We start from the raw sequence: 22454 nt of genomic DNA, 5'->3' as shown, positions 1-22454 counted from the left end.
TTAGTTCTGAAGTAACGAACTGTGTTCATATCCGGTTGGTTAACTTCATAGTGTTTCGGTGGTCATAGCGTTAGGGAAACGCCCGGTTTACATTCCGAACCCGGAAGCTAAGCCTTTCAGCGCCGATGGTACTGCAGGGGGGACCCTGTGGGAGAGTAGGACGCCGCCGAACAATCATTGTAGAGAGCCCCGTACCAGGGAACTGGTACGGGGCTTTTCTGCGTTTACAGACCTTTACGACCCATAGGAAATGTGGGTGAAGTCCGGACTGTGTGCTGGTTAGGATCCCGGGTTATGAATCAGCACGTGATACGTCCGGTACGGGGCGATGAGTGGGTGAAGGTCAAGGAGCTGCGGATCGCGGCGCTCAGGGATCCGGCGGCGCCGGTGGCCTTCCTGGAGACGCTGGCCGGCGCTGAGGCCCAGCCCGATGAGTTCTGGCAGGGACGGACCGTCCGGGGTTCGCAGGGGCGCGCGATTCGGCAGTTCGTCGCCGAGGGCTCCGACGGGCGGTGGGACGGGTCGGTGACCCTGCTCGTCGAGGAGGCCGGGGCGGATGATCTTTTCGAAGGCGTCGTCGAGCGGACTCAGGGACACCTCGTGGGGGTGTTCGTACGGGTCGAGCAGCGGGGGACCGGGCTGACCGAAGCCCTGTTCTCGGCCGCGCTGGACTGGGCCTGGTCGCTGGAGGGGCCGGCGCTGGAACGCGTACGGCTCTTCGTGCACGAGAACAACCCGAGGGCGCAGGCGTTCTACCGGCGGTACGGGTTCGAGCCGAGTGGGGTCGTCGTACCGATGCCGGGGGATCCGTCCGCGAAGGAGTTGGAGTTCGTGTTCGAGCGGCCCCAGTAGCTCGGCTAGTGGGCGGTGACGGGCAGGTCCGCTTCCGGCCAGCGGGAGCGGGCCTGTTCGCGGCTGCGGCACAGGGCGAGCAGGGGGAGCGTCCGGTCCTCGAGGAGCTGCGGGAGTTCGGGGACCGGGGCCACGGCGGCGACGTCGTCGAAGACGAGCGCAAGTGGTGGGTCGAGCCGACCGTGGGATGACCGTGCGGCCATGCGACGGCCGTGCTCGACCACGCTGGAGGCGAGTGCGGTGAGCAGCGGCATTGCACCCGGGTGGGTACGGGGATCTTCCAGGGATTCACCCACCACGTAGAGGGTGCCCCCTTCGGATACGAACGATGCGAGGGCGAGCGAATCGGTTCGGTTCGGGGTGCAGGATTCGCGGATGTGGATCGAGGACAGGGCGGTCAGCGCGCGGGCCGTGAGGTGTTGGGCGAGTTCGCGGCGCTCCGGGTGGGCGGTCAGGGCGCTTTCGAGCTCGCCGGCCGCGCCGGGGGCGGCGGTCGCCGCCTGGGGGTGGGTACGGAGGATGCGGACCGGCTCCTGGGCGTTCGTGCCCTGGGCCCAGCGTTGGAGCTGCTTGAACGGACGGTCGTCCAGGGCGGCGGCCAGGAGCCAGCTGCGGAGGAGCGTTTCCGCGGTCTCCGCGACCGCGGCGTCCATACGGGCCTGGGGGCGGACGGGCGCGAGGAGCGCGATGGCGCGGGCCGCGGCGGTTGCGCGGTCCGCGCAGTCGGTGGCCGGGTTCCAGTGCAGGCGGGCCGGGGTGTCGCAGAGGTGGGACGGGTCGTAGAGGAGGACGGGGCCGAGCTTGGCGCGGGCGTCCTTGGTCTCCGCCCAGAGGGCGGGGGAGGACGTGATGACGAAGACCGGGCCGGTCGCTGCCGCGATGGCCTCGGTGGCGGCGGTGTGGCGTTCCGAAGGTGGTCCGTAGGCGAGGCCGCGCTGGGGGGTTGGCAGGGCCGGAGCCTTGGTGGGGGCGTAGCCGAAGCCGTAGCGGTAGGCCTCGTCGGTGGGTGCGGCGCCGTTGCCGGGGGCGCTGCCCCCGGGGCCCCGCGCCTCAAACGCCGGCGGGGCTGGAGTGGGGACCGGCGCGGCGGGGCCGGACGGATGCGGGGCCGGGACCGTTGGTGTGTGCGGCGCCGTTGCCGGGGGCCAGCCCCCGGACCCCCGCGCCTCAAACGCCGGCGGGGCTGAATTTGCCCCGGCGGAGGCCGGATGGTGGCCGGTGGGGGCTGAATTTGCCCCGCCCTTGCGGCGGGCTCTGGTACGGGTGATGAGGCCCAGGGTGAAGATCGTCAGGACCAGCAGGATGAGGAGCTGGCTGATGAAGAGGCCCCAGAACAGGCCCCAGCCCGAGAGGGACTGGGCGGGGGTGTCGGGCCAGGCTGCCGCGAGGTTGTGGGGTTGAGCTATCAGCGAGCGGACCGCGGTCGGGGTGCGGGTGAAGGTGACCGTGGCGGGCCAGTCGCCCTTCGTGAAGAGGGCGGACAGGCCGGTGGCCGTCCAGATGAGGACGGCCAGGCCGAGCAGGAAGGCGAGGAGGCCGACCAGGAGGCCGTCCGGGATGCCGCCTTGGGAGCGGGTGGTGCGGTCGGGCATGTCAGGCCACCGTGGTTGCCGAGCCGGCGCCGCCGTTGCGGTGGCGCTCCATCAGGAGGGCGCGTTCCTCCGCCTCCAGTTCGGCGGCCAGGAGGTCGTCGGGGAGGCGGTGCTGGGCCGAGGATTCGGTCATGGCGCGGTCCGTGTAGACGAGGGGGCGTTCGGCCTCGGTGATCAGGTGTTTGACCACCTGGACGTTGCCGTTGACGTCCCAGACGGCGATGCCGGGGGTGAGGGTGGGGATGATTTCCACCGCCCAGCGGGGGAGACCCAGGACGCGGCCCGTCGCGCGGGCCTCGTCCGCCTTTTGGGCGTAGATGGTGCGGGTGGAGGCCATCTTGAGGATGGCCGCGGCTTCGCGGGCCGCCGCGCCGTCGACCACGTCGGAGAGGTGGTGGACGACGGCCACGAAGGACAGGCCCAGGCGGCGGCCGAACTTGAGGAGGCGCTGGAACAGCTGGGCCACGAAGGGGCTGTTGATGATGTGCCAGGCTTCCTCGACCAGGAAGATGCGCTTCTTGCGGTCCGGGCGGATCCAGGTGTGTTCCAGCCACACGCCGACGATCGCCATGAGGATGGGCATGGCGATGGAGTTGCGGTCGATGTGGGAGAGGTCGAAGACGATCAGCGGTGCGTCGAGGTCGATGCCGACCGTCGTCGGGCCGTCGAACATGCCGCGGAGGTCGCCGTCGACCAGGCGGTCGATGACCAGGGCCACGTCCAGGCCCCAGGCTCGGACATCGTCTATGTCCACGTTCATCGCCTGGGCGGACTCGGGCTCGGGGTGGCGCAGTTGTTCCACGATGTCGGTCAGGACCGGCTGGCGGGTGGTGATCGTCTCGACCACGTACGCGTGCGCGACCTTGAGGGCGAAGCCGGAGCGTTCGTCGAGGCCGTGGCCCATGGCGACTTCGATGATGGTCCGGAGCAGCGCGAGCTGACCGGTCGTCGTGATCGCCGGGTCGAGGGGGTTGAGGCGGATCCCGTCGTCGTTGGCGGCGATGGGGTCCAGGCGGATGGGGGTTATTCCCAGCTGCTGGGCGATGAGGTTCCACTCGCCCACGCCGTCCTCGCCCTGGGCGTCGAGGACCACCACCTGGCGGTCCCGGAAGCGCAGTTGGCGTAGGACGTAGGTCTTTTCCAGGGCCGATTTGCCGTTGCCGGATTCGCCCAGAACCAGCCAGTGGGGGGCGGGCAGTTGTTGGCCGTACAGCTGGAAGGGGTCGTAGATGTAGCCCTTGCCGCTGTAGACCTCACGGCCGATGATGACGCCGGAGTCACCGAGTCCCGGGGCGGCGGTGGGGAGGTAGACCGCTTGGGCCTGGCCCGTCGAGGTGCGGACGGGCAGGCGCGTGGTTTCTACCTTGCCGAACAGGAAGCTGGTGAAGGCGTCCGTCAGGGCGGACATGGGATCTCGCATGGGCGGCCATTCCCTCCAGCTAGCGTCGGATGCCGGTGGCGAACGGCAGGGTGTTGACGAAGGCGCGGTGGTGCTCGCGGTCGCACCATTCGAGTTTCAGGTAGGACTTGCCGGCGGAGGCGCGGATGGTGCGCTTGTCGCGGGCGAGGGCTTCGGGGGAGCGGGAGGAGACCGTGATGTAGCCGACCAGGTTGACGCCGGCGGCGCCGCTCGCGAGGTCTTCGCCGCGCTGGTCGAGCCGGCCGTGCGCGGCGATGTCGCGGGGGTCGACGGTGCGGTTCATCTTGGCGGCGCGGCTGGCGTCGGCCTCGTCGTTGGTCTTCTCCGTGAGCATGCGCTCGATGGCGATCTCGGTGGGTTCCAGGTCCATGGTGACGGCCACCGTGCGGATGACGTCGGGGGTGTGGACGAGGAGGGGCGCGAGGAAGTTCACGCCCACCGGGGTCATCGGCCATTCCTTGACCCAGGCGGTGGCGTGGCACCAGGGGGCGCGGGTGGAGGATTCGCGGGTCTTGGCCTGGAGGTAGGTGGGCTCCACCGCGTCGAGTTCGGCCGGCCAGGCGTTGCGCTTGGTCATGGCCTGGATGTGGTCGATGGGGTGGTCCGGGTCGTACATGGAGTGCACGAGGGAGGACAGCCGGCCCTGTCCCAGGGGCTGGCGGACGCGGATGTCGGCCTCGGCGAGGCGGGCGCAGATGTCGGTGAGTTCGCGGGCCATGACGATGGCGAGGCCGGCGTCGCGGTCGAGCTTGCGGCCCTTGTACGGGGTCCCCGCGCGGGCGATGGTGTGGGCCTCGGCGGCGAGTTCGCGCGTGAAGTGCATGCAGGCGACGAGGTACGCGCGGTGCTGCTCGGAGGAGGTGGAGACCATCGACTGGAGCTGCTCGTACGAATCGCGCAGCCAGACGGGGGCCTTGGTGTCGCCGCGCTGGGCCACGTCCTTGGCGTGCGCGTCGGGGTCGGCGGGCAGGGTGCGGGCGAGCATCTGGATGCGGGTGACGAAGCCGTCGCCGTTGGCCACGTGCTTGAGGAGGGTGCCGAAGCGGTCCACGAGGGCCTCTTGGTCCTCGCTGTCGCGCAGGCCGACGCCGGGGCCCTCGATCTCGATGGCGGCGGTGACGGTTCTGCGGTCGGCGTGCAGGAGCACGGCGATCTCGTCGGGGCCGAAGGGGGCGGCGAGCCAGTTGATCCGGCCGATGCCGGGGGGCGGGCCGACCTCGACCTCGCGGCCGTCGGCGGCGCGGATGCCGGCTTCCATGGCGCCCGAGCGGAACGTCGTACCGCGGCGCAGGGTGCGCTTGTAGCTGCGGTTGATCTCGAACCAGCGGTAGAAGGTGCGGCCGCGGTAGGGGATGTAGACGGCGGCGAGCGCGAGCATCGGGAAGCCGGCGAGCGAGACGATGCGCAGGGTGAGGTCGGGGACGAGCAGTCCGCTCATCATGCCGAGGAACGCACCGGCGATGATCAGGGCGATCTCGCCGGTTTCGCGGTTCTTGCCGACGATCGCGTTCGGCCGGGCCCGGCCGATGAGGTACGTGCGGCGGGGCGCGACCGGGTGGAGTTGGTGGAGCTGGTGGGACTGGGTCGTCACCGCCCGTCACCTCCTGTGTTCCTCGTGCTGGAGCCCGTACGGGGTGCGGGTGCGGCGGAGCCACTGCCGGAGCCGCCGCTTCCGCTGCCGGAGCCGCGGCTGCTGTGTGCGGCCATGCCTCCGGAGATCTGGTTGGCACCGCCGCCGCCCCCGCCGCTCGCGCGGTGGGCGCCACCGTTTCCGCCGCCCCGGCTGCTGTGGGTCTTGATGCCCTGGGAGACGAGGGAGGCCGGGGAGCTGATGACGGCGGCCGCCTGGGCGCCGTCGGTGGCCTTGCTGCGGTTGCTGCGGGCGGAGGCGATCTCGTCGCCGAAGCCGGGGACGAAGCGGTAGATCATCGCCGAGGCGAAGATCGCCAGGAGGATGATGGCGAGGCCGGAGACGACGGCGGAGAAGGAGTCCGGGCCCTTTTCGCCGGCCAGGGCCCCGGCGAGGCCGAGGACGATGACGATGACCGGCTTCACGAGGATCACGGCGATCATGATGCCCGCCCAGCGGCGGACGTGGCCCCAGAGGTTGCGGTCGACGAGGCCGGCGTAGACGACGGTGCCGAGCAGGGCGCCGACGTAGAGGAGCGCGGCCCGGATCACGAGCTCGAGGCAGAGGATGCCGGCGGCGAGGACCGTGACGAGGGCGATCACGATCAGCATGATCGGGCCGCCGCCGATGTCGTCACCCTTCTTGAGGGCCTCGGCGAAGGAGCCGAAGAACACATCGGTCTGGCCGCCGGTGGCGGAGGCGATGACCTGGGTGACGCCGTCGGTGGCGGAGACGACGGTGTAGAGGATGAGGGGGGTGAAGGCGGAGGCGAGGACGGTGAGCCAGAGGAAGCCGATGGCTTCGGACATGGCGGTGGTGAAGGGGACGCCGCGGATGGCTCGTTTGGCGACGGCGAAGAGCCACAGGACGAGGGTGAGGATGGTGGAGGCGGCGAAGACGATGGCGTACTGCTTGAGGAAGGCGCCGTTGGTGAAGTCGACGTTGGCGGTGCCGTTGACCGCTTTGCTGAGCTGGGCGACGATCCAGGCGGCGGCGTCGGCGCATCCCTTGGCCAGGGAGGAGAGCGGGTTGAGGGCGTCGGGGGCGTTCGGGGCGAGCCCGGTGCCGCCCGTTCCGGCGGGATTTCCGCCGCCGACGCTGCGCTCGCACGATTCCTTGACCGGTCCGAAGACCCCTTCGCACTTGTTGGAGGGCGAGCCCGACGGGGTCGGGGTGGGTGCTGCGACGGCTCGGGCGGACAGCAGTACCACTGCCGTCTGTGCGGAGATCAGGGCTCCGGCAATACGGAAGCGGCGGCTACCGGGCATAGGTGAACCCTCCGAATTCCTTGACGGCCTTGCTGATGTCGTCGGACGTGGAGGCGGCTACGTCGCCGGGGACGGGGGCCGGGCCGTCCTGCTGGGTGTCGGCGCCGACCTTCCAGCCGTCGCCGACCCAGGACAGTTCGAAGGTCCAGGTCTTCCAGGTGGTGCGCACGGGGTCCGTGGACTTCGGGCCCGACATGCCGACCAGCCCGGTGTACCAGACGGCCACCTTTGCGGAGGCGGCTCCGTAGCTCTCGATCCGGGTGCCGATCGGGACGGCCCGGGTGACGAAGGTGCTGCCCTGCGGCGGGTTCCCGTTCGCGTCGAGCCCCAGCGTGCTGAGGAAGGCCGCGGAGTACGCGGCGTCCTGAGTGCCCTTCAGGCGGGCTGCCGCTTCCGCCGTGTAGATGCCGTCCATGATGGCGTGGCGGAGATCCTTCTTGAGCATGCCTTCGGAGCCGAGCGTCACGGTGTAGTTGGCGGCTGCCGACTGTGCGCCCTGCTCGTCGTGGGCGAACCCCTTCGGGATGCCATTGGCTCTGGTGTCCACGGGCTGGGTGCCGGTAGGGGCCGTGGGGTTGGCGGTTGCCGGTTTGTCCGAGGTGGGGGGTGTCTCGGGGGTGTGGGACTGGTTCGCGAAGGCGATGGCTGCGATCAGGAGGACCACTACGCCCACGACCGCGATCAGGCCGCGGGAGGCGCGGGGGGTGCGGCGGGGGGTGTTGTAGGGGTCTGAGGACTCCGGGAGGCGGGTGCGGGTCTGGCCCGTGCCGCCGACTTCGCCGTGGCCCGCGCCGCCGCCACCGTATTGGTCGTCGTTGCTCATTCGGTGTTCGCCCCCTCCGCGTCGTACGACGGTAGCGCTGATATCCGCGTAGGCGCGGCGTAGTGAGTCCGCATCAGGGCTCTGGCTAGACGGCCATTCCGTAGACGATGGTGAAGAGGGTGCCGAGGGAGCCGATGATGAACACGCCCGTCAGGCCGGCCACGATCAGGCCCTTGCCCTGTTCCGCGCTGAAGGTGTCGCGCAGGGCCGTCGCGCCGATGCGCTGTTTGGCGGCGCCCCAGATGGCGATGCCCAGGCAGAGGAGGATGGCGACGGCCATGACCACCTCGACCATGACCTTCGCTTCGTTGCCGAGACTGCCGAACGGCCCCCAGTTCGGGGCGATTCCGCCGATGATGGTGGTGATGTCGCCTTTTTCGGCTGCCAGGATCATGTAACTCACCGCCCCTGCACGGGTAGTTCTTGTTGCCCGTGCCCGGACGGCAGGGGTCACGCACTATCTTCGCTGATGAAACAGCCGTCGTATGTCGACTTGGCGGCTCTCTTTACCCGATCCGCGTTCCCGCGTTGTGCCCGCGTGCTCTGACCTGCGTCTGGGCGGCGTGTGGGGGAAAGAACGTATGGTCACTCTGTGTATCACGGTGGGTGACCCCGGGCAATGATTGCGGTCCCGCCGTACGGGGTGACTGTCGAGGGGCCGCCGTTCGGCGCAGTGGACCGGTGTGTCGTTCGACCAACCCGATGACATATGTCCGACATTCCGTCAGTCGTTCCATCCGCGCGCGGTGTTGCGGGGGATGCTCCACGTCGTCCGGTGTGACGATGCAAGGAGTGAGCGCATGGGTTCCGTGAGCAGAGTGGGTCGGAAGGCGTGGCTGGCCGGTGGTCTCGCAGTGCCGCTGGTGCTCGCGTCGTTCGCGGGTGGCTCCGCCCCCGCGATGGCCGCGGGGACCTCGGCCAGGGGCGGTGGCTGCGACGACTCGGTGGTGCGGACGCTGCCCGCGCCGGCCTCGGCGGGGGCTGCCGGGGCGAAGACGTTGGGGCGGGGTGGCGGGTGTCCCGGGCCGCGGGGGCCCAAGGGGCCGAAGGGTGACCGCGGGCCCAAGGGGGATCGGGGGCCCAAGGGTGACCGGGGGCCGGCGGGTGCGCCCGGGCCCTGCTCGGACGTCGACACGGCCAGGGGGCAGAGCAACCTGGAGTTCACGGCGGCGCTGAGCGGGGGCAAGGCCTTCCTGGGGAGGCGCGACACGAGGCCGTCGAACGGTCCCTACGTGTGGAAGGACCTCACCACCGCGGCGAACCCGGGGTTCCCGAGGAACGCGTGCAGCGTGTCCCTCGGTATCGACGTGTTCACCGCGTACGTGAAGGTGCTGACGACCACGGGGGACGTGTACGAGAACTTCTGCACCTACACCCCCGCGGGCGTACTCACCTGCCCGTCGGGCTGGACGGCGATCGTCAGGCCCTGACGCGCGGTCGTGTGTCTTCCGTCGGTGCTGCGCCCGGGGCACGAGCCGGGCGCGGTGCCGGCGGGACTAGGGCGCCCGGGCGTCGGTCAGACGAGCCAGTGCGCCGGGTGGGTCAGGTGGGGCGGGAGTTGGGTGGCGGGGGTGCCCTTGGCCGCGTTGAGCTGGGGCTGGGTGAGGAAGAGGGTGTCGCGCAGGTCGGCCCCGCGCAGGTTGGTGTCGCGGAAGTCCGCGCCGATCAGGTCGGCGGAGCGCAGGTCGGCGCCGCTGAGGTCGGCCGCGATCAGGTAGGCCCCGCGGAGGTTCGCGCCGCGCAGGTCGGCGCCGGAGAGGCGGGCGCCCATCAGGTCGGCGCCGCGGTGGTTCTTCTTGCGGCCCGGCACCTTGGCCCGTACGAGCTCGCTGGCCTTGAGGAGGAGGGCGTTGACCTCCTGGCGCAGGGGGCCGATGTCGAGGGCCGCGAGGGCTTCGGGGGTGGCTTCCGTCCAGCGCGCGGTGTCGGCCTGCGCCGTACGCAGCTGCGTGTGGACCGGGCGGGCGGCCGGGAGGGCGAGGGCTTCGGAGATGTAGAAGAGCAGTTCGTGCAGGTGCCGCATCACGGGGAAGACCTCGTACATGGCGCCGGCGGTGCCGGGGTGGGCGCGCCAGTCGCGGCCGCCGAAGGTGACCTGTGACACCTGCTGTCCCGCGCCGAAGCAGTCGAAGACCGTGCAGCCCTGGAAACCCGTGTCGCGCAGCCGGGTGTGGATGGAGCAGCGGAAGTCCTGCTGGAGGTTCTTGCAGGGGGTGCCGGCGGGCTTGTTCACGGCGAAGTCGGTGGACTTCGCGAACGGCAGGGCCACGCAGCAGAGGGCGAAGCAGTTCGCGCAGTCCGCCTGCAGGACGGGGAGCGGGGAGTGCGACGGCGGGGCGGGGGTGGAGGGAGGAGGCTTGGGCACGTCGCCATTGTCCCCTGGTGGGGGAGATGGGGTGGCCGGGGGGAGCCCGGTGGGTGGCGGGATGCCGAAAGCGCTTGATCGCGGGGGAGGGCGCGGCGAGCATCGGATCATGACCGAAGTGCTGGCAGTCGCCCTCATCACCTTCCTCGCCGTCATCAGTCCCGGTGCGGACTTCGCCATGGTGGTCCGCAACAGCTACCTCTACGGGCGCCCCACCGGGCTGCTCGCGGCCGCCGGGGTCGCCGCGGGCGTGCTGGTGCACGTCTCGTACACGATGCTCGGCGTCGGCCTGCTGATCGCTTCCTCGGCCGGGCTGTTCACGGCGATCAAGCTGGCGGGCGCCGCCTACCTGGTGTGGGTCGGTGTGAAGACCTTCCGGTCGCGGGCCGAGGTGACCGTGGACCTGGAGGAGAAGGCCGGGCTGACGCCGTTCGGGGCGCTTCGGACCGGGTTCCTGACCAATGTGCTCAATCCGAAGACCACGCTGTTCGTCGTCTCCACCTTCACCCAGGTGGTCGGGCCGGGGACGCCGGTGTGGCAGCAGGCGGGGTACGGGCTGTTCATGTCGGCGGCGCACCTGGGCTGGTTCGGGGCGGTGGCGCTGTTCTTCTCCAATTCCCGTCTGCGCGACCGGATGCTGAAGGCGCAGAAGGCGCTCAACCGGGCCATCGGGTCGGTGCTGGTGGGGCTCGGGGTGGGGCTGGGCTTCGCCCGCTGAGGCGCGGGGAGGCCCGGGGAGGGTCTGGCGGCGGCCGGTTACCTCTCGGTAGCGTGCCGCTCATGGGCGATACAGAGGACGTAGAGGCTGTAGAGGGCGCAGAGGACGTAGAGGGGTTCTACGAGCGGATCGACGCGGGCCGGTTCCGGGCCACCGCCTACACGCGCGGGCCGTGGGATCCCGGCGCGCAGCACGCCGGTCCGCCGGCCGCGCTACTCGGGCGGGCCATCGAGGAACGGCCGGGCGCGCGCGAGGACATGAGGATCGCCCGGATCACCTACGAGATCCTGCGCCCGGTGCCGCTCGGGCCGTTGGAGCTCACCACCAGCGTGCTGCGGGCGGGCCGCGGCACCGAGGTGGTCGAGGCCGCACTGGCTCCGGCCGGGGCCGCGCCCGTGATGCTGGCGCGCGCCCTGCGGATCCGGATGGCGCCGGATTCCGTACCGGCCGTGGTGGCGGGGCCGGAGCTGCCGCCGCCGGGGGAGGTGGGGGTGACGCCGTTCTTCCCGGTGCCGTGGGAGACGGGCTACCACTCGGCGATGGAGACGCGTTTCACCGAGGGGGCCTTCGTCGAACTCGGGCCGGGTACCTGCTGGATGCGGATGAGGGTGCCGCTGGTCGCCGGGGAGGAGCCCAGGCCCCTGGACCGGGTCCTGGTCGCGGCGGACTCGGGCAACGGCATCAGCTCGGTGATGGACTTCGGGCGCTACGTCTTCGTCAACGGCGACCTGACCGTCCATCTGCACCGGCATCCGGTGGGCGAGTGGGTGTGCGTGGAGGCCCGTACGAGTGTGGACGCGGCCGGGATCGGTCTCGCGGACGCGCGGCTGCACGATGAGAAGGGGCCGATCGGGCGGAGCGCGCAGAGTCTGTTCGTGGCGCCGCGGGCTGTCGAAGGACGATAGGAAGTACGTCGTATTTTCGGATGAGTTGGGCCGATTCCCCCGGGCACTGAGCCCAATGGCTTGCGGCGTAACGGTTTCTACGGCGCCCCCAAACGGGATGATTCGACACGGGGTGGCGGGAGCTCCGGGAAAAGCCGTTCGATGGGGGAAGGTTGGCGGGTGCGCAGAGTCTGGGTGGTCGGTGGAATCAGCTTCGGGGCGTGCCTGTGCTTTCTCGCCCTGCTCGTCGTCGGTACGTACTCGGCCGCCGCGGGCATCGCCAGTGGCGGCGGCGGTGGCCTCGTGGGGCTCACCAAGGGGGCCGTCCCGGGGAAGTACCAGAGCCTCGTGGAGAAGTGGGGCCGGCTCTGCCCCACGCTCACCCCGCCCGTGCTGGCCGCCCAGCTGTACTCGGAGAGCGGCTGGAACCCGAGCGCGGTGAGCCCGGCGGACGCCCGGGGCATCGCGCAGTTCATCCCGGGGACCTGGGCCACGCACGGCATCGACGGCGACGGTGACGGCGACCGGGACATCTGGGATCCCAACGACGCGATCCCGTCCGCGGCTTCGTACGACTGCGAGCTGGCGCGCTACGTGTCCAAGGTGCCCGGCGACCCCGTGAAGAACATGCTGGCCGCCTACAACGCGGGGCCGGGCGCGGTGACGCAGTACCAGGGCGTCCCGCCGTTCCAGGAGACCCAGGGGTACGTGAAGACGATCACGACCCTGGCCAAGAGCTTCGAGGCCCCCGTGGGGCGGGTGGCGCCCTCGCAACAGGCCGCCGGGGCGATCTACTTCGCGCAGAAGCAGCTGGGGACGCCGTACCTGTGGGGAGGCAACGGGACCGCCGACCAGGGTGGGCGCTTCGACTGCTCGGGGCTGACCAAGGCCGCGTACGAGTCGGTGGGGATCGAGCTGCCCCGGGTGGCGAACGACCAGTACAACGCCGGGTCGCACCCCGCGCGGGCGGACCTGCTGCCGGGTGATCTGGTCTTCTTCTCCGACGATCTGACGAACTCTCGGGAGATCCGGCACGTCGGGCTCTACGTGGGCGGCGGCTACATGATCAACGCCCCGTTCACCGGAGCCGTGATCCGCTTCGACAAGATCGACACGCCCGACTACTTCGGTGCGACCCGGGTCACCAAGGACGGTGCGGAAGCACTGCCGAAGCGCGAGGGCGCCGGTAACGCAGCGTGAAGCCAGGGCCCTGAGCTGCGACGATGAGTCACTCTTCGATAACGTTGGAGTGATCATTCGGTGGAGAGTGGAACGCGGCCGTCAGAACGGGCGTTCCATGGTCAAGGGGACCGAACCACATACTGGATCATCGGGTTGATCACTGGGGGCGAAGGGGCGCACACCGGGGTGCGTCCGCGGGGGTACCAAGGCAAGGGCAAGGGGCCGCATCACCATGGCTGGACTCACAACTGGTGGGCCGAACGTGGATGTAAGCCTGCTGTACGAGATCAACGGACTTGCCCGGCAGGCCCCTCAGTGGCTGGACCGGGCGGTCTCGGTCGTCGGTGAGTACGGGATCCTGCTGGCCCTCGTGCTCCTGGTGCTCTGGTGCTGGCGCGGGGCGCGCCGGCTGGACGAGGCCGCGGCCGTCGAATCCTTCGTCGCGCTCGTGTGGGCGCCGCTCGCCGCCGGGGCCGCGCTGCTCCTCAACGTCCCGCTGCGGGAGTTCGTGGGCCGGCCGCGGCCGGCCGCGCAGCACGACGGGGTCGAGGTGCTGGATCCCGGCGCCGGGATCGGACACAGCGCGTTCTCGTTCGTCAGCGACCACGCCACCCTCGCGATGGCGCTGGGCGTCGGCCTGTTCGTCGCCCACCGCAGGCTCGGCTTCGTCGGGATCGGGCTGGCGCTGGTGGAGGGCTTCACCCGGGTCTACCTGGGCGTGCACTACCCGACCGACGTCATCGGCGGCTTCGCCCTGGGCACCGCGGTGGTGCTGCTGCTCGCCCCGCTCGCGATGGCCCTGCTGACCCCGGTGGTGCGGGCCGTGGCACGGTCGCCGCGGCTGGGCGTACTGGTCCGCGCGCGCGGCCGGGTACTGGCCCGGCCGGTGGACCTGCCGCAGGCGCAGGTGCCGCGGGACAAGGGGCTCGCGGCGTAGGCCGTCCTTTTCGGATCTTTCCGGGTCCGCACCGCCCCGCCCGGCGGGTCAGGCGCGGCCGTAGTGGTCCCAGGCCGACAGGAGGAGCGCCGCCAGGAGGCAGAGGGCGGCGACCCCGAAGCAGAGGCGGACCGCCGCCGGGCGGGAGCGCGGGGGCGGGGTCACGGCTCGCCGCCGCCGTCCGGGCCGGTGCCTTCGGAGGTGGAGTCCGGGTCCTCGCGGCGGTAGCGCGAGCGCAGCCACAAGCCCGTCGCGGCGGCCGCGGTGGTGGTGACCCCGATGGCCAGGGCGACCTCGCCGGGCCCGTCGGCCGTTCCCACGGGGCTGGCCCGGGCCGGGGCGGCCGGGGCGAGCGCGATCAGCAGGGCCCAGAAGAGGGCGGCGAGTCGTGGCGCGGGTCCGGGCATGAGTCAAGGGCATCCGCTCCCGGGCGCGTCGGCCACCGGAGCCGTCCGAACGGGCGACTGGGGCGTCGGGAGTACGGGGAGACGGGAGTACGGGGGGACGGGATGCCGGGCCGGCCGGGCCGTCGGGCCGGATCCGGTGGGTGGCCCCGGGGCTATTGCGTGATGTGGGCTCCCGCGTCCTTGCGGGCCAGGTCGCGGGAGCGGCGGGCCGGGCCGCGCCAGCCGCAGCTGCAGACGGCGAGGCAGAAGGACCCCCGGTCCGCGGTGCTCGTGGTGTGTCCGGCGGGCGGGCGGTCCGGTGTCCCGGGGTCGCGGGGCAGCGGCACGGCGGCAAGCGGAGGGGCAAGAGTCGCTTTCGTGTGCGGTTCCACGCCACCACGGTACCCGGGCCGGGCGGGGTACGGGACTGTCCTGCGAGGGCCGATCCTCCGGGCGCCCGGTCGGGGGCGCGAGCGGCCGCCGCCCGGCCGTTTGCCCGGGTGTGTGCCGGGGTGTACGCCCCGGGGTGCGGCCCGGCCCGGGAGGCTCCCGCCGGTTCGCGCGGGGTTCACAGGGGGGTTTCGCGGAGTTCGCGAGCCGTTCGAGGAAGGGCCGGGGCCGTGACGGGAGCCCCTGGACCTCGTTAAGCGGAGCGGGTGGGCCTCGGGCAAACAGCGGTCACGCGTTGGGGGTTGGCAGGCGATGGTGGTGCACCGGCACGGGAGACGGCTGGGACGCGCGGGTGAGACGGCGTTCGCCGTCGGCCTGGCTCTGACGTTGGCGGCATTGAGCGGGTGCGGCGGTGAAGCGGCCGCCGGGGACGACGGCCGTCCCGGCGGCGATCCGGTGGCCACGATCCGCGGAGCCGCCGACGTGCTCGCGAGGACCGGCAGCGCCCGGGCCCGTACGGCGATGGAGATGGCGACCGGCGGGACCAGGGTCACCATTCGCGGCGAGGGCGGGGTCGATTTCAAGAACCGGATGGGCCAGCTCCTGGTCATGCTCCCGGACGACGCCAAGGGCAAGGCCGAACACCGGCCCATCACCGAGCTGCTGGTACCCGGCGCGCTCTACATGAAGAACCGGGGCGCGGGCGTCCCCGACGACAAGTGGGTGCGGGTGGACACGACGGCCCTGGCCGACGGGAACCTCGTCACGGGCGGGGCCACCGACCCGATGGCCGCCGCCGAGCTGCTGCGCGGCGCGCAGGAGGTGACGTACGTGGGCGAGACCGAGGTGGCGGGGACCAAGGTGCGGCACTACCGGGGTACGACCGACATCGTGCGGGCCGCGGCGGATGCCTCGCCGGCGGTGAAGGGCGCGCTGGAAGCGGCGGCGAAAGGGTTCAGCAAGGACGCGGTGCCGTTCGACGCGTACCTCGACGAGCAGGGCCGGCTGCGGAAGGTCCGGCACCGTTTCACCTACGTCAACAATGGCGTGATCGACGTCTCCTCCACCACGCTGCTCTACGGGTTCGGGACTCCGGTCACCGTGGTTCTGCCGGCAGAAGGGGACATTTACGCGGGGAAGATCGCCGACTAGCGGTCCGGGCCCGTGCGGGGCGCCGGGCCGTGGCCGGCCATCGGTCCGGTGTGAGGGGCCGGAAATGGTCCATCCGTGTCATGCGCGCGGCGCCCTCCCGTCCTTACGCTGAGGAACCGAGCGCCGGCGACCCGACGACGGCAAAGAGAGGTGGAACGCGTGACTCCCGCAGGCGGTACGACCGTGCAGGACTACGTGGCCCTCGCCGAGATCGAGTTGTGCGGCGAGCTGATCATCGCGGCCTCGGCCGCGAACGAGGACCGGCTCAGCCAGGACCGGATCGACGAAGTACTGATGGGGCGCTAGCCGCCCGCCCCACCCACCATCCGCTCGTCGAAGTCTCCCCCGCCGTACTGTCCCCGTTCCCCGCCGCCGACCCCGGGACCGTGCGGCTCAGGTGCGCAGCAGCCGCGCGATCGCCTTCGTCGCTTCCTCGACCTTGGCGTCGATCTCGCCCCCGCCCTTGACGGCCGCGTCCGCGACACAGTGCCGCAGGTGCTCCTCCAGCAGCTGGAGCGCGAAGGACTGGAGCGCCTTCGTGCTCGCCGAGACCTGGGTGAGTATGTCGATGCAGTAGACGTCCTCGTCGACGAGGCGCTGGAGTCCCCGGATCTGGCCCTCGATCCGGCGCAGCCTCTTGAGGTGCTCGTCCTTCTGGTGGTGGTAGCCGTGCACGGCTACGGCCTCGGCCGCCTCGGTGCCCGCTTCGGCTCCGGAGCCCTCCGCCTGGATGGCAGTCATGCGTCCTCCCGTGGTCCGGATCGAGGGGTGCATACCCCTCATGGGTATATGATACCGGGCCCCGTCCGCGGAGGCAGGGGCCCGTGGTCCTCACTCTGCCTGATGGAGGACACTGGGGAACTGCCGGTTAGCCGTGGCCGGGGGATGCGCCTAGCATCAGCCTGACCGAATCCAATGCACCCCGAGGACCTCACGTGCGATTTCGTCTGACCCCCAGGGAGACGAGCTTCTACGACATGTTCGCCGCATCCGCGGACAACATCGTCACGGGCTCCAAGCTCCTGATGGAACTGCTCGGAGCGGACTCCTCCGCCCGGGCCGAGATCGCGGAGCGGATGCGGGCAGCGGAGCACGCGGGGGATGACGCCACCCACGCGATCTTCCACCAGCTCAACTCCTCCTTCATCACGCCGTTCGACCGCGAGGACATCTACAACCTGGCGTCCTGCCTCGACGACATCATGGACTTCATGGAGGAGGCGGTCGACCTGGTCGTCCTCTACAACGTGGAGGAGCTCCCCAAGGGAGTCGAGCAGCAGATCGAGGTACTGGCGCGCGCGGCCGAGCTGACCGCCGAGGCCATGCCGCACCTGCGGACCATGGAGAACCTGACCGAGTACTGGATCGAGGTCAACCGCCTCGAGAACCAGGCCGACCAGATCCACCGCAAGCTGCTCGCCCAGCTCTTCAACGGCAAGTACGACGCCATCGAAGTGCTGAAGCTCAAGCAGATCGTCGACGTGCTCGAAGAGGCGGCCGACGCGTTCGAGCACGTCGCGAACACGGTGGAGACCATCGCGGTCAAGGAGTCCTGAACCTCGTGGACACCTTCGCTCTGATCGTGACCATCGGTGTCGCGCTCGGTTTCACGTACACCAACGGTTTCCACGACTCGGCGAACGCGATCGCGACCTCGGTCTCGACCCGCGCGCTGACCCCGCGCGCCGCGCTCGCGATGGCCGCGGTGATGAACCTCGCCGGTGCCTTCCTGGGCAGCGGGGTCGCCAAGACGGTCAGTGAGGGGCTCATCGAGACCCCGCACGGCAACCGGGGGATGTGGATCCTCTTCGCGGCGCTGGTCGGCGCGATCGTGTGGAACCTGATCACCTGGTACTTCGGCCTGCCCTCGTCCTCCTCGCACGCGCTGTTCGGCGGCATGGTGGGCGCGGCGCTGGCGGGTGGCACCGAGGTGCTGTGGTCGGGCGTGGTCGACAAGGTCGTCATCCCGATGTTCATCTCGCCGGTCGTCGGCCTCGTCGTCGGTTACCTGGTGATGGTCGCCATCCTGTGGATGTTCCGCCGCTCCAACCCGCACAAGGCCAAGCGCGGTTTCCGCATCGCGCAGACGGTCTCGGCGGCCGGCATGGCGCTCGGCCACGGTCTGCAGGACGCGCAGAAGACCATGGGCATCGTGATGATGGCCCTGGTCATCGCCGATGTGCAGAACGCGGGCGACGAGATTCCGGTCTGGGTGAAGATCGTGTGTGCCGTGATGCTGTCGCTGGGTACCTACGCGGGCGGCTGGCGGATCATGCGGACCCTCGGCCGCAAGATCATCGAGCTGGACCCGCCGCAGGGCTTCGCGGCGGAGACCACCGGCGCCTCGATCATGTTCGGTTCGGCCTATCTCTTCCACGCGCCGATCTCCACCACCCACGTGATCACCTCGGCGATCATGGGTGTGGGCGCGACCAAGCGGGTGAACGCGGTCCGCTGGGGCGTGGCCAAGAACATCATCCTCGGCTGGTTCATCACCATGCCGGCGGCGGCGCTCGTCGCCGCGGTCTGCTTCTGGATCGTGAACCTGGCCTTCGTGCAGTAGCCGTAGCCGTAGCGCGAAAGCACTGGGAACGAAAGCGGGCCGGCTCCCCCCACCCAGGGGGAGCCGGCCCTTTCGCCTTGCGGTGGCACCGCCATGCAGCACCGCAGGACGTTCAAGACATCCAGGGGCTTCGGTTTAGCCGAAGCGGCCCGAGATGTAGTCCTCGGTCGCCTGCACGGACGGGTTCGAGAAGATCCGGTCCGTGTCGTCGATCTCGACCAGCTTTCCGGGCTGGCCGACCGCGGAGAGGTTGAAGAAGGCGGTGCGGTCGGAGACGCGGGCCGCCTGCTGCATGTTGTGCGTCACGATGACGATCGTGAAGCGCTCCTTGAGCTCGCCGATCAGGTCCTCGATGGCGAGGGTGGAGATCGGGTCGAGGGCCGAGCAGGGCTCGTCCATCAGGAGGACCTGGGGCTCGACCGCGATGGCGCGGGCGATGCACAGGCGCTGCTGCTGGCCGCCGGAGAGGCCGGAGCCGGGCTTGTTCAGGCGGTCCTTGACCTCGTTCCAGAGGTTGGCGCCCTGGAGCGACTTCTCGACGATGTCGGTCAGCTCGGACTTCTTGAAGGAGCCGTTCAGCCGCAGGCCCGCCGCCACGTTGTCGAAGATCGACATGGTGGGGAAGGGGTTCGGGCGCTGGAAGACCATGCCGACCGTGCGGCGGACCGCGACCGGGTCCACGCCGGGGCCGTACAGGTTCTCGTCGTCCAGCAGCACCTTGCCCTCCACGCGGCCACCGGGGGTGACCTCGTGCATGCGGTTCAGGGTGCGCAGGAAGGTGGACTTGCCGCAGCCGGAGGGGCCGATGAAGGCGGTCACGGAGCGGGGCTCCACGGTCATCGAGATGTCGTCGATGGCCTTGTGGGTGCCGTAGAAGGCGGACAGTCCGCTGACGTCGATTCGCTTAGCCATGAGGGGTCACTTCGCTTTCGGGTGGTCGCGTCAGCGACCGGTCTTGGGAGCCTTCCAGCGGGCGATGCCGCGGGCCACCAGATTGAGGATCATGACGAAGGCGATCAGGACGAGCGCTGCGGCCCATGCCCGGTCGTAGGAGGCGTCACTGCCGACCTTGTACTGCTCCCAGATGTAGAGGGGGAGCGAGGACTGAGCACCTTCGAAGGGGTTTCCGTTGATCAGCTGGGAGCCGAAGACCAGCAGCATGATCGGCGCGGTCTCGCCGGCGATGCGGGCGACGGCCAGCATCACGCCGGTGGAGATGCCGCCGATGGCGGTGGGCAGCACGACCTTGAGGATCATGCGCCACTTCGGCACACCGAGGGCCAGGGCGGCCTCGCGCAGCTCGTTGGGGACGAGCTTGAGCATCTCCTCGGTGGAGCGGACCACGACGGGCATCATCAGGATCGACAGGGCCAGCGAGCCGGCGAAGCCGGAGGGGCCGAAGCCGAGCATCAGGTTCCAGGTCGTCAGGATGAACAGACCCGCGACGATGGAGGGGATGCCGGTCATGACGTCGACGAAGAACGTCACGGCCTTGGCGAGCGAGCCCCGGCCGTACTCGACCAGGTAGACGGCGGTCAGCAGGCCGATGGGCGCGGAGATCGCGGTGGCCAGGCCGACCTGCTCGATGGTGCCGAGCAGCGCGTGGTAGACGCCGCCGCCGTGGTCGAAGGCGGTGACGCCGTTCATCGAGTGGCTGAGGAAGTTGCCGTCGAGGAGCTTGATGCCGCGGCTGATGGTGGTCCACAGCAGCGAGAGCAGCGGGATGACCGCGAGCAGGAAGCAGACCCAGACCACGGAGGTGGCGACCCGGTCCTTGGCCTGGCGGCGGTTCTCGATGACCGAGCTGGCCGTGTACGTGATGACCACGAACAGGATGGCGGCGAGCAGACCCCACTGGATCCTGCTGTGGAGGCCGAAGCCGGCGCCGAGGGCGCAGCCGAGGGCGACCGAGAGGGCCGCGATGCCGGCCGGGGCCCAGCGGGGCAGGCTGCCCTGCGTCAGGCTGGTGGGGGCGACGGACTTGCGGGCCCGGGAGGGGCGCGGGTCCTGGAGTGCGTGGCTCATCAGGCGTTCGCCCCCGAGAAGTCCTTGCGACGGGCGATGATCAGCCGGGCTGCGCCGTTGACCAGCAGGGTGAGCAGGAAGAGCACGAGGCCGGAGGCGATCAGGGCGTCGCGGCCGAACTCGTTGGCCTCGTCGAACTTCGCGGCGATGTTCTGCGCGAAGGTGCCGCCGCCCGGGTCCAGGATGTGGCCGGAGATCAGGAAGCTCGGGGACAGCACGGTCGCGACGGCCATGGTCTCGCCCAGCGCGCGTCCGAGGCCGAGCATCGAGGCGGAGATGACTCCGGAGCGGCCGAAGGGCAGCACCGACATGCGGATGACCTCCCAGCGGGTCGCGCCGAGGGCCAGTGCGGCTTCCTCGTTCATGCGCGGGACCTGCAGGAAGACCTCGCGGCTGACGCTGGTCACGATCGGGAGGATCATGATCGCGAGCAGGATGCCGACGGTGAAGAGCGAGCGCGCGACGCCGACCTGGGTCTTGTCGAAGACGTAGGTCCAGCCCATGTACTGGTCGAGCCAGCTGTTGAGGCCGCCGAGGTACGGGACGAGGAAGAGCGCGCCCCAGATGCCGTAGATGATCGAGGGCACTGCGGCGAGCAGGTCGACCACGTAGGCGAGGGGGGAGGCCAGCTTGCGCGGCGCGTAGTGCGAGATGAACAGGGCGATGCCGACAGCGATCGGAACCGCGATGACCATCGCGATGATCGAGCTGACGACGGTGCCGAAGAGCAGGACGGCGATGCCGAAGACGGGGGGCTTGGCCGACGCGTTCCAGTCGAACGTGGTGAGGAAGTTGCCCTCGTTGTCGGCCAGAGCGATCGAAGCGCGGTAGGTGAGGAAGACGGCGATCGACGCCATGATCACCAGGAGCAGGATGCCGGAGCCCTTGGAGAGGCCGGCGAAGACCTTGTCACCGGCGCGGCCGGTGGACCTTCCGCTCTTGGAGACAGGCGGAGCCGTGTCTATCTGGGTGGGTGTGGTGGAAGCCATGATCTTTCCGGTCTGGATGGGGGGCAGGCCCCCTGGCGGCGGTGCACCGGATCCCCTGGGTGGAGGGGAGGGTCCCCGGGCCGGGCCGCTCCCCGGACGGGGGGAGCGGCCCGGATGGTCCGGGGGTCGGGATTAGGCGAGCTTCGCGATGACCTCGCGGACCTTGGCGTTGATCTCGGCCGGGATCGGGGCGTAGCCGATCTCGGAGAGCGCCTTCTGGCCGGCGTCGGAAGCGGTGTAGTTCAGGAAGGACTTCACGGTGGCGAGCGTCTCGGGCTTGTTGCCCTTGTCGCAGACGACCTCGTAGGTCACCAGGACGATCGGGTAGGCGCCCTCGGCCTTGGTGGTGTAGTCGAGCTTCAGGGCCAGGTCGTCACCGGTGCCGGCGATCTTGGCGGCGGCGATGGCCTTGGAGGCGTTCTCGCTGCTGGCCTTGACCGGAGCGGCGGCGCCCGTGTTCACGTCCACGGTCTTGATGGACTGCGAGGAGGCGTAGGAGAGCTCGAAGTAGCCGATCGCACCGTCAACGGCCTTGACCTGCGAGGCGACACCGGCGGAGCCGGAGGCGGCCTGGCCACCCGGGGCCGGCCACTTCTTCGCGGCGTCGTACGTCCACGCCTCGGGAGCGGCGGCCTTGAGGTACTTGCCCAGGTTCTCGGTGGTGCCCGAGTCCTCGGAGCGGTGGAAGGCCTGGATCGCGGTGGAGGGAAGCGTGACGCCGGGGTTCAGCTTCTTGATCGCCTCGTCGTCCCACTTCTTGATCTTGTCGTTGAAGATCGCGGCGATGGTGGGGGCGTCCAGCGTCAGCTTGTCCACACCGGCGACGTTGAAGCCGATGGCGATGGGGCCGCCGACCATCGGCAGGTCGATGCCCTGACCGCCGGTGCAGACCTTCTTCGACTCCTCGACGGCCTCGGGCTTCAGCGCGGAGTCCGAACCGGCGAAACCGACGGTGCCCTGGTTGAACGCGACGATGCCCTCACCGGAGGAGGAGGACTTGTAGTTCACCTCGACGCCGGAGCAGGCCGCCATGTAGTTCTTGATCCACAGGTCGACCGCGTTCTTCTGCGCGGAAGAGCCGGAGGCGAGCAGCTTGCCCTTCGCCCCGTCACACTTGACGTCGCTCGCGGCGGCGCTCGGCTTGCCGGACGCGGTGGCGTCCGTCTTGGTGTTGTCGTCCGAGCCGCACGCCGTGAGGACCAGGGCGCTGGACACGACGAGCGCGCCGAGGGCGGAGGCACGAAGCATGTTCTTGCGCTGAAGCTTCACTTTCGGGTG

At 70.1% G+C, this 22454-nt stretch carries 24 protein-coding genes and 1 rRNA gene; 11 read left to right on the top strand and 14 right to left on the bottom strand.

From position 1 onward, the window contains the following. Window positions 1–54 precede the first annotated feature (54 nt). Both rrf and OHU74_RS16730 read left to right on the top strand, forming a co-directional pair. Window positions 55–172, top strand: a 5S ribosomal RNA gene (rrf, locus tag OHU74_RS16735). Window positions 173–294: 122 nt separating this feature from the next. Beyond that, complete coding sequence (locus OHU74_RS16730) at window positions 295–852, top strand: GNAT family N-acetyltransferase (protein WP_371616656.1); 558 nt, start codon at window positions 295–297, stop codon at window positions 850–852. A 5-nt stretch (window positions 853–857) separates the two neighbouring features. On the opposite strand, the gene OHU74_RS16725 is transcribed toward OHU74_RS16730, so the two are convergent. The 6 genes from OHU74_RS16725 to OHU74_RS16700 all read right to left on the bottom strand — a co-directional run bounded on the left by OHU74_RS16725 (window position 858) and on the right by OHU74_RS16700 (window position 7979). Then, on the bottom strand, window positions 858–2444 hold the full coding sequence (locus tag OHU74_RS16725) for a type VI secretion protein (RefSeq protein WP_371616655.1): 1587 nt from the start codon (window positions 2442–2444) through the stop codon (window positions 858–860). Window position 2445: 1 nt separating this feature from the next. Next, a complete protein-coding gene (locus OHU74_RS16720; RefSeq protein ID WP_371616654.1) occupies window positions 2446–3864 on the bottom strand; it encodes an ATP-binding protein in 1419 nt (472 codons plus the stop codon). Between the two features lie 19 nt (window positions 3865–3883). After that, window positions 3884–5455: an SCO6880 family protein gene (locus OHU74_RS16715; RefSeq protein ID WP_371616653.1), complete on the bottom strand. Its 1572-nt coding sequence runs from the start codon at window positions 5453–5455 to the stop codon at window positions 3884–3886. After that, complete coding sequence (locus OHU74_RS16710) at window positions 5452–6762, bottom strand: hypothetical protein (RefSeq protein ID WP_371616652.1); 1311 nt, start codon at window positions 6760–6762, stop codon at window positions 5452–5454. The genes OHU74_RS16715 and OHU74_RS16710 overlap by 4 nt, the downstream gene beginning before the upstream one ends. Next, window positions 6752–7585: a hypothetical protein gene (locus OHU74_RS16705; protein ID WP_371616651.1), complete on the bottom strand. Its 834-nt coding sequence runs from the start codon at window positions 7583–7585 to the stop codon at window positions 6752–6754. The genes OHU74_RS16710 and OHU74_RS16705 overlap by 11 nt, the downstream gene beginning before the upstream one ends. Before the next feature lie 85 nt (window positions 7586–7670). Continuing rightward, window positions 7671–7979: a hypothetical protein gene (locus tag OHU74_RS16700; protein ID WP_136213834.1), complete on the bottom strand. Its 309-nt coding sequence runs from the start codon at window positions 7977–7979 to the stop codon at window positions 7671–7673. 406 nt (window positions 7980–8385) lie between these two features. On the opposite strand from OHU74_RS16700, the gene OHU74_RS16695 reads away from it, so the two are divergent. Beyond that, window positions 8386–9015 (top strand): hypothetical protein, encoded by a 630-nt coding sequence (locus OHU74_RS16695; protein ID WP_371616650.1) that lies wholly within the window; start codon window positions 8386–8388, stop codon window positions 9013–9015. An 86-nt stretch (window positions 9016–9101) separates the two neighbouring features. On the opposite strand, the gene OHU74_RS16690 is transcribed toward OHU74_RS16695, so the two are convergent. Then, window positions 9102–9950: a pentapeptide repeat-containing protein gene (locus OHU74_RS16690; RefSeq protein ID WP_371616649.1), complete on the bottom strand. Its 849-nt coding sequence runs from the start codon at window positions 9948–9950 to the stop codon at window positions 9102–9104. Window positions 9951–10059: 109 nt separating this feature from the next. On the opposite strand from OHU74_RS16690, the gene OHU74_RS16685 reads away from it, so the two are divergent. The 4 genes from OHU74_RS16685 (at window position 10060) to OHU74_RS16670 (ending at window position 13671) form a co-directional block, all read left to right on the top strand. Beyond that, the gene (locus tag OHU74_RS16685; RefSeq protein WP_330297226.1) at window positions 10060–10668 is read left to right on the top strand and encodes a LysE family transporter; all 609 of its coding nucleotides are present in this window, start codon (window positions 10060–10062) and stop codon (window positions 10666–10668) included. A gap of 62 nt (window positions 10669–10730) precedes the next feature. Beyond that, a complete protein-coding gene (locus tag OHU74_RS16680) occupies window positions 10731–11573 on the top strand; it encodes a thioesterase family protein (RefSeq protein ID WP_371616648.1) in 843 nt (280 codons plus the stop codon). A 159-nt stretch (window positions 11574–11732) separates the two neighbouring features. Next, on the top strand, window positions 11733–12752 hold the full coding sequence (locus OHU74_RS16675) for an NlpC/P60 family protein (RefSeq protein WP_371616647.1): 1020 nt from the start codon (window positions 11733–11735) through the stop codon (window positions 12750–12752). Between the two features lie 214 nt (window positions 12753–12966). After that, a complete protein-coding gene (locus OHU74_RS16670) occupies window positions 12967–13671 on the top strand; it encodes a phosphatase PAP2 family protein (protein ID WP_371616646.1) in 705 nt (234 codons plus the stop codon). Between the two features lie 161 nt (window positions 13672–13832). On the opposite strand, the gene OHU74_RS16665 is transcribed toward OHU74_RS16670, so the two are convergent. Then, entirely contained in the window at window positions 13833–14078 is a 246-nt protein-coding gene (locus OHU74_RS16665) for a hypothetical protein (RefSeq protein ID WP_371616645.1), read from the bottom strand. 152 nt (window positions 14079–14230) lie between these two features. After that, on the bottom strand, window positions 14231–14404 hold the full coding sequence (locus OHU74_RS16660) for a hypothetical protein (RefSeq protein WP_371616644.1): 174 nt from the start codon (window positions 14402–14404) through the stop codon (window positions 14231–14233). A 355-nt stretch (window positions 14405–14759) separates the two neighbouring features. Between OHU74_RS16660 and OHU74_RS16655 the strand changes: the two genes are divergently transcribed. Both OHU74_RS16655 and OHU74_RS16650 read left to right on the top strand, forming a co-directional pair. Beyond that, window positions 14760–15599 (top strand): hypothetical protein, encoded by an 840-nt coding sequence (locus tag OHU74_RS16655; protein WP_371616643.1) that lies wholly within the window; start codon window positions 14760–14762, stop codon window positions 15597–15599. 159 nt (window positions 15600–15758) lie between these two features. Further along, on the top strand, window positions 15759–15905 hold the full coding sequence (locus OHU74_RS16650; protein WP_330297220.1) for a hypothetical protein: 147 nt from the start codon (window positions 15759–15761) through the stop codon (window positions 15903–15905). A gap of 87 nt (window positions 15906–15992) precedes the next feature. Here the strand turns inward: OHU74_RS16650 and OHU74_RS16645 are convergent, their stop codons facing one another. Further along, the gene (locus OHU74_RS16645; protein WP_371616642.1) at window positions 15993–16340 is read right to left on the bottom strand and encodes a metal-sensitive transcriptional regulator; all 348 of its coding nucleotides are present in this window, start codon (window positions 16338–16340) and stop codon (window positions 15993–15995) included. A 194-nt stretch (window positions 16341–16534) separates the two neighbouring features. Between OHU74_RS16645 and OHU74_RS16640 the strand changes: the two genes are divergently transcribed. Together OHU74_RS16640 and OHU74_RS16635 are read left to right on the top strand one after the other, a co-directional pair. Further along, a complete protein-coding gene (locus OHU74_RS16640) occupies window positions 16535–17155 on the top strand; it encodes a DUF47 domain-containing protein (protein ID WP_150519007.1) in 621 nt (206 codons plus the stop codon). Window positions 17156–17160: 5 nt separating this feature from the next. Continuing rightward, on the top strand, window positions 17161–18162 hold the full coding sequence (locus tag OHU74_RS16635; protein WP_330297218.1) for an inorganic phosphate transporter: 1002 nt from the start codon (window positions 17161–17163) through the stop codon (window positions 18160–18162). Between the two features lie 135 nt (window positions 18163–18297). On the opposite strand, the gene pstB is transcribed toward OHU74_RS16635, so the two are convergent. The 4 genes from pstB to pstS all read right to left on the bottom strand — a co-directional run bounded on the left by pstB (window position 18298) and on the right by pstS (window position 22445). After that, complete coding sequence (gene pstB / locus OHU74_RS16630; protein WP_328299559.1) at window positions 18298–19074, bottom strand: phosphate ABC transporter ATP-binding protein PstB; 777 nt, start codon at window positions 19072–19074, stop codon at window positions 18298–18300. A 30-nt stretch (window positions 19075–19104) separates the two neighbouring features. Continuing rightward, window positions 19105–20187, bottom strand: a complete 1083-nt coding sequence (pstA, locus tag OHU74_RS16625; RefSeq protein WP_330297217.1) for a phosphate ABC transporter permease PstA — start codon at window positions 20185–20187, stop codon at window positions 19105–19107. Further along, window positions 20187–21176, bottom strand: a complete 990-nt coding sequence (pstC, locus tag OHU74_RS16620; protein ID WP_371616641.1) for a phosphate ABC transporter permease subunit PstC — start codon at window positions 21174–21176, stop codon at window positions 20187–20189. The genes pstA and pstC overlap by 1 nt, the downstream gene beginning before the upstream one ends. 132 nt (window positions 21177–21308) lie before the next feature. Then, window positions 21309–22445: a phosphate ABC transporter substrate-binding protein PstS gene (gene pstS / locus OHU74_RS16615; RefSeq protein ID WP_371616640.1), complete on the bottom strand. Its 1137-nt coding sequence runs from the start codon at window positions 22443–22445 to the stop codon at window positions 21309–21311. Window positions 22446–22454 lie beyond the last annotated feature (9 nt).

Source organism: Streptomyces sp. NBC_00454, from assembly GCF_041434015.1.
Taxonomy (GTDB): Bacteria; Actinomycetota; Actinomycetes; order Streptomycetales; family Streptomycetaceae; genus Streptomyces.
The sequence above is the reverse complement of the archived record's forward strand: the minus strand, read 5'-3'. Positions and strand labels throughout refer to the sequence as shown.

Excerpts from the sequence above, each read along its gene's own strand:
- OHU74_RS16730 (WP_371616656.1), top strand. The coding sequence starts at position 295 with ATGAATCAGCACGTGATACGTCCGGTACGGGGCGATGAGTGGGTGAAG.
- OHU74_RS16725 (WP_371616655.1), bottom strand. The coding sequence starts at position 2,444 with ATGCCCGACCGCACCACCCGCTCCCAAGGCGGCATCCCGGACGGCCTC.
- OHU74_RS16720 (WP_371616654.1), bottom strand. The coding sequence starts at position 3,864 with ATGCGAGATCCCATGTCCGCCCTGACGGACGCCTTCACCAGCTTCCTG.
- OHU74_RS16710 (WP_371616652.1), bottom strand. The coding sequence starts at position 6,762 with ATGCCCGGTAGCCGCCGCTTCCGTATTGCCGGAGCCCTGATCTCCGCA.
- OHU74_RS16705 (WP_371616651.1), bottom strand. The coding sequence starts at position 7,585 with ATGAGCAACGACGACCAATACGGTGGCGGCGGCGCGGGCCACGGCGAA.
- OHU74_RS16700 (WP_136213834.1), bottom strand. The coding sequence starts at position 7,979 with ATGATCCTGGCAGCCGAAAAAGGCGACATCACCACCATCATCGGCGGA.
- OHU74_RS16695 (WP_371616650.1), top strand. The coding sequence starts at position 8,386 with ATGGGTTCCGTGAGCAGAGTGGGTCGGAAGGCGTGGCTGGCCGGTGGT.
- OHU74_RS16685 (WP_330297226.1), top strand. The coding sequence starts at position 10,060 with ATGACCGAAGTGCTGGCAGTCGCCCTCATCACCTTCCTCGCCGTCATC.
- OHU74_RS16680 (WP_371616648.1), top strand. The coding sequence starts at position 10,731 with ATGGGCGATACAGAGGACGTAGAGGCTGTAGAGGGCGCAGAGGACGTA.
- OHU74_RS16670 (WP_371616646.1), top strand. The coding sequence starts at position 12,967 with ATGGCTGGACTCACAACTGGTGGGCCGAACGTGGATGTAAGCCTGCTG.
- OHU74_RS16665 (WP_371616645.1), bottom strand. The coding sequence starts at position 14,078 with ATGCCCGGACCCGCGCCACGACTCGCCGCCCTCTTCTGGGCCCTGCTG.
- OHU74_RS16655 (WP_371616643.1), top strand. The coding sequence starts at position 14,760 with ATGGTGGTGCACCGGCACGGGAGACGGCTGGGACGCGCGGGTGAGACG.
- OHU74_RS16645 (WP_371616642.1), bottom strand. The coding sequence starts at position 16,340 with ATGACTGCCATCCAGGCGGAGGGCTCCGGAGCCGAAGCGGGCACCGAG.
- pstB (WP_328299559.1), bottom strand. The coding sequence starts at position 19,074 with ATGGCTAAGCGAATCGACGTCAGCGGACTGTCCGCCTTCTACGGCACC.
- pstA (WP_330297217.1), bottom strand. The coding sequence starts at position 20,187 with ATGAGCCACGCACTCCAGGACCCGCGCCCCTCCCGGGCCCGCAAGTCC.
- pstC (WP_371616641.1), bottom strand. The coding sequence starts at position 21,176 with ATGGCTTCCACCACACCCACCCAGATAGACACGGCTCCGCCTGTCTCC.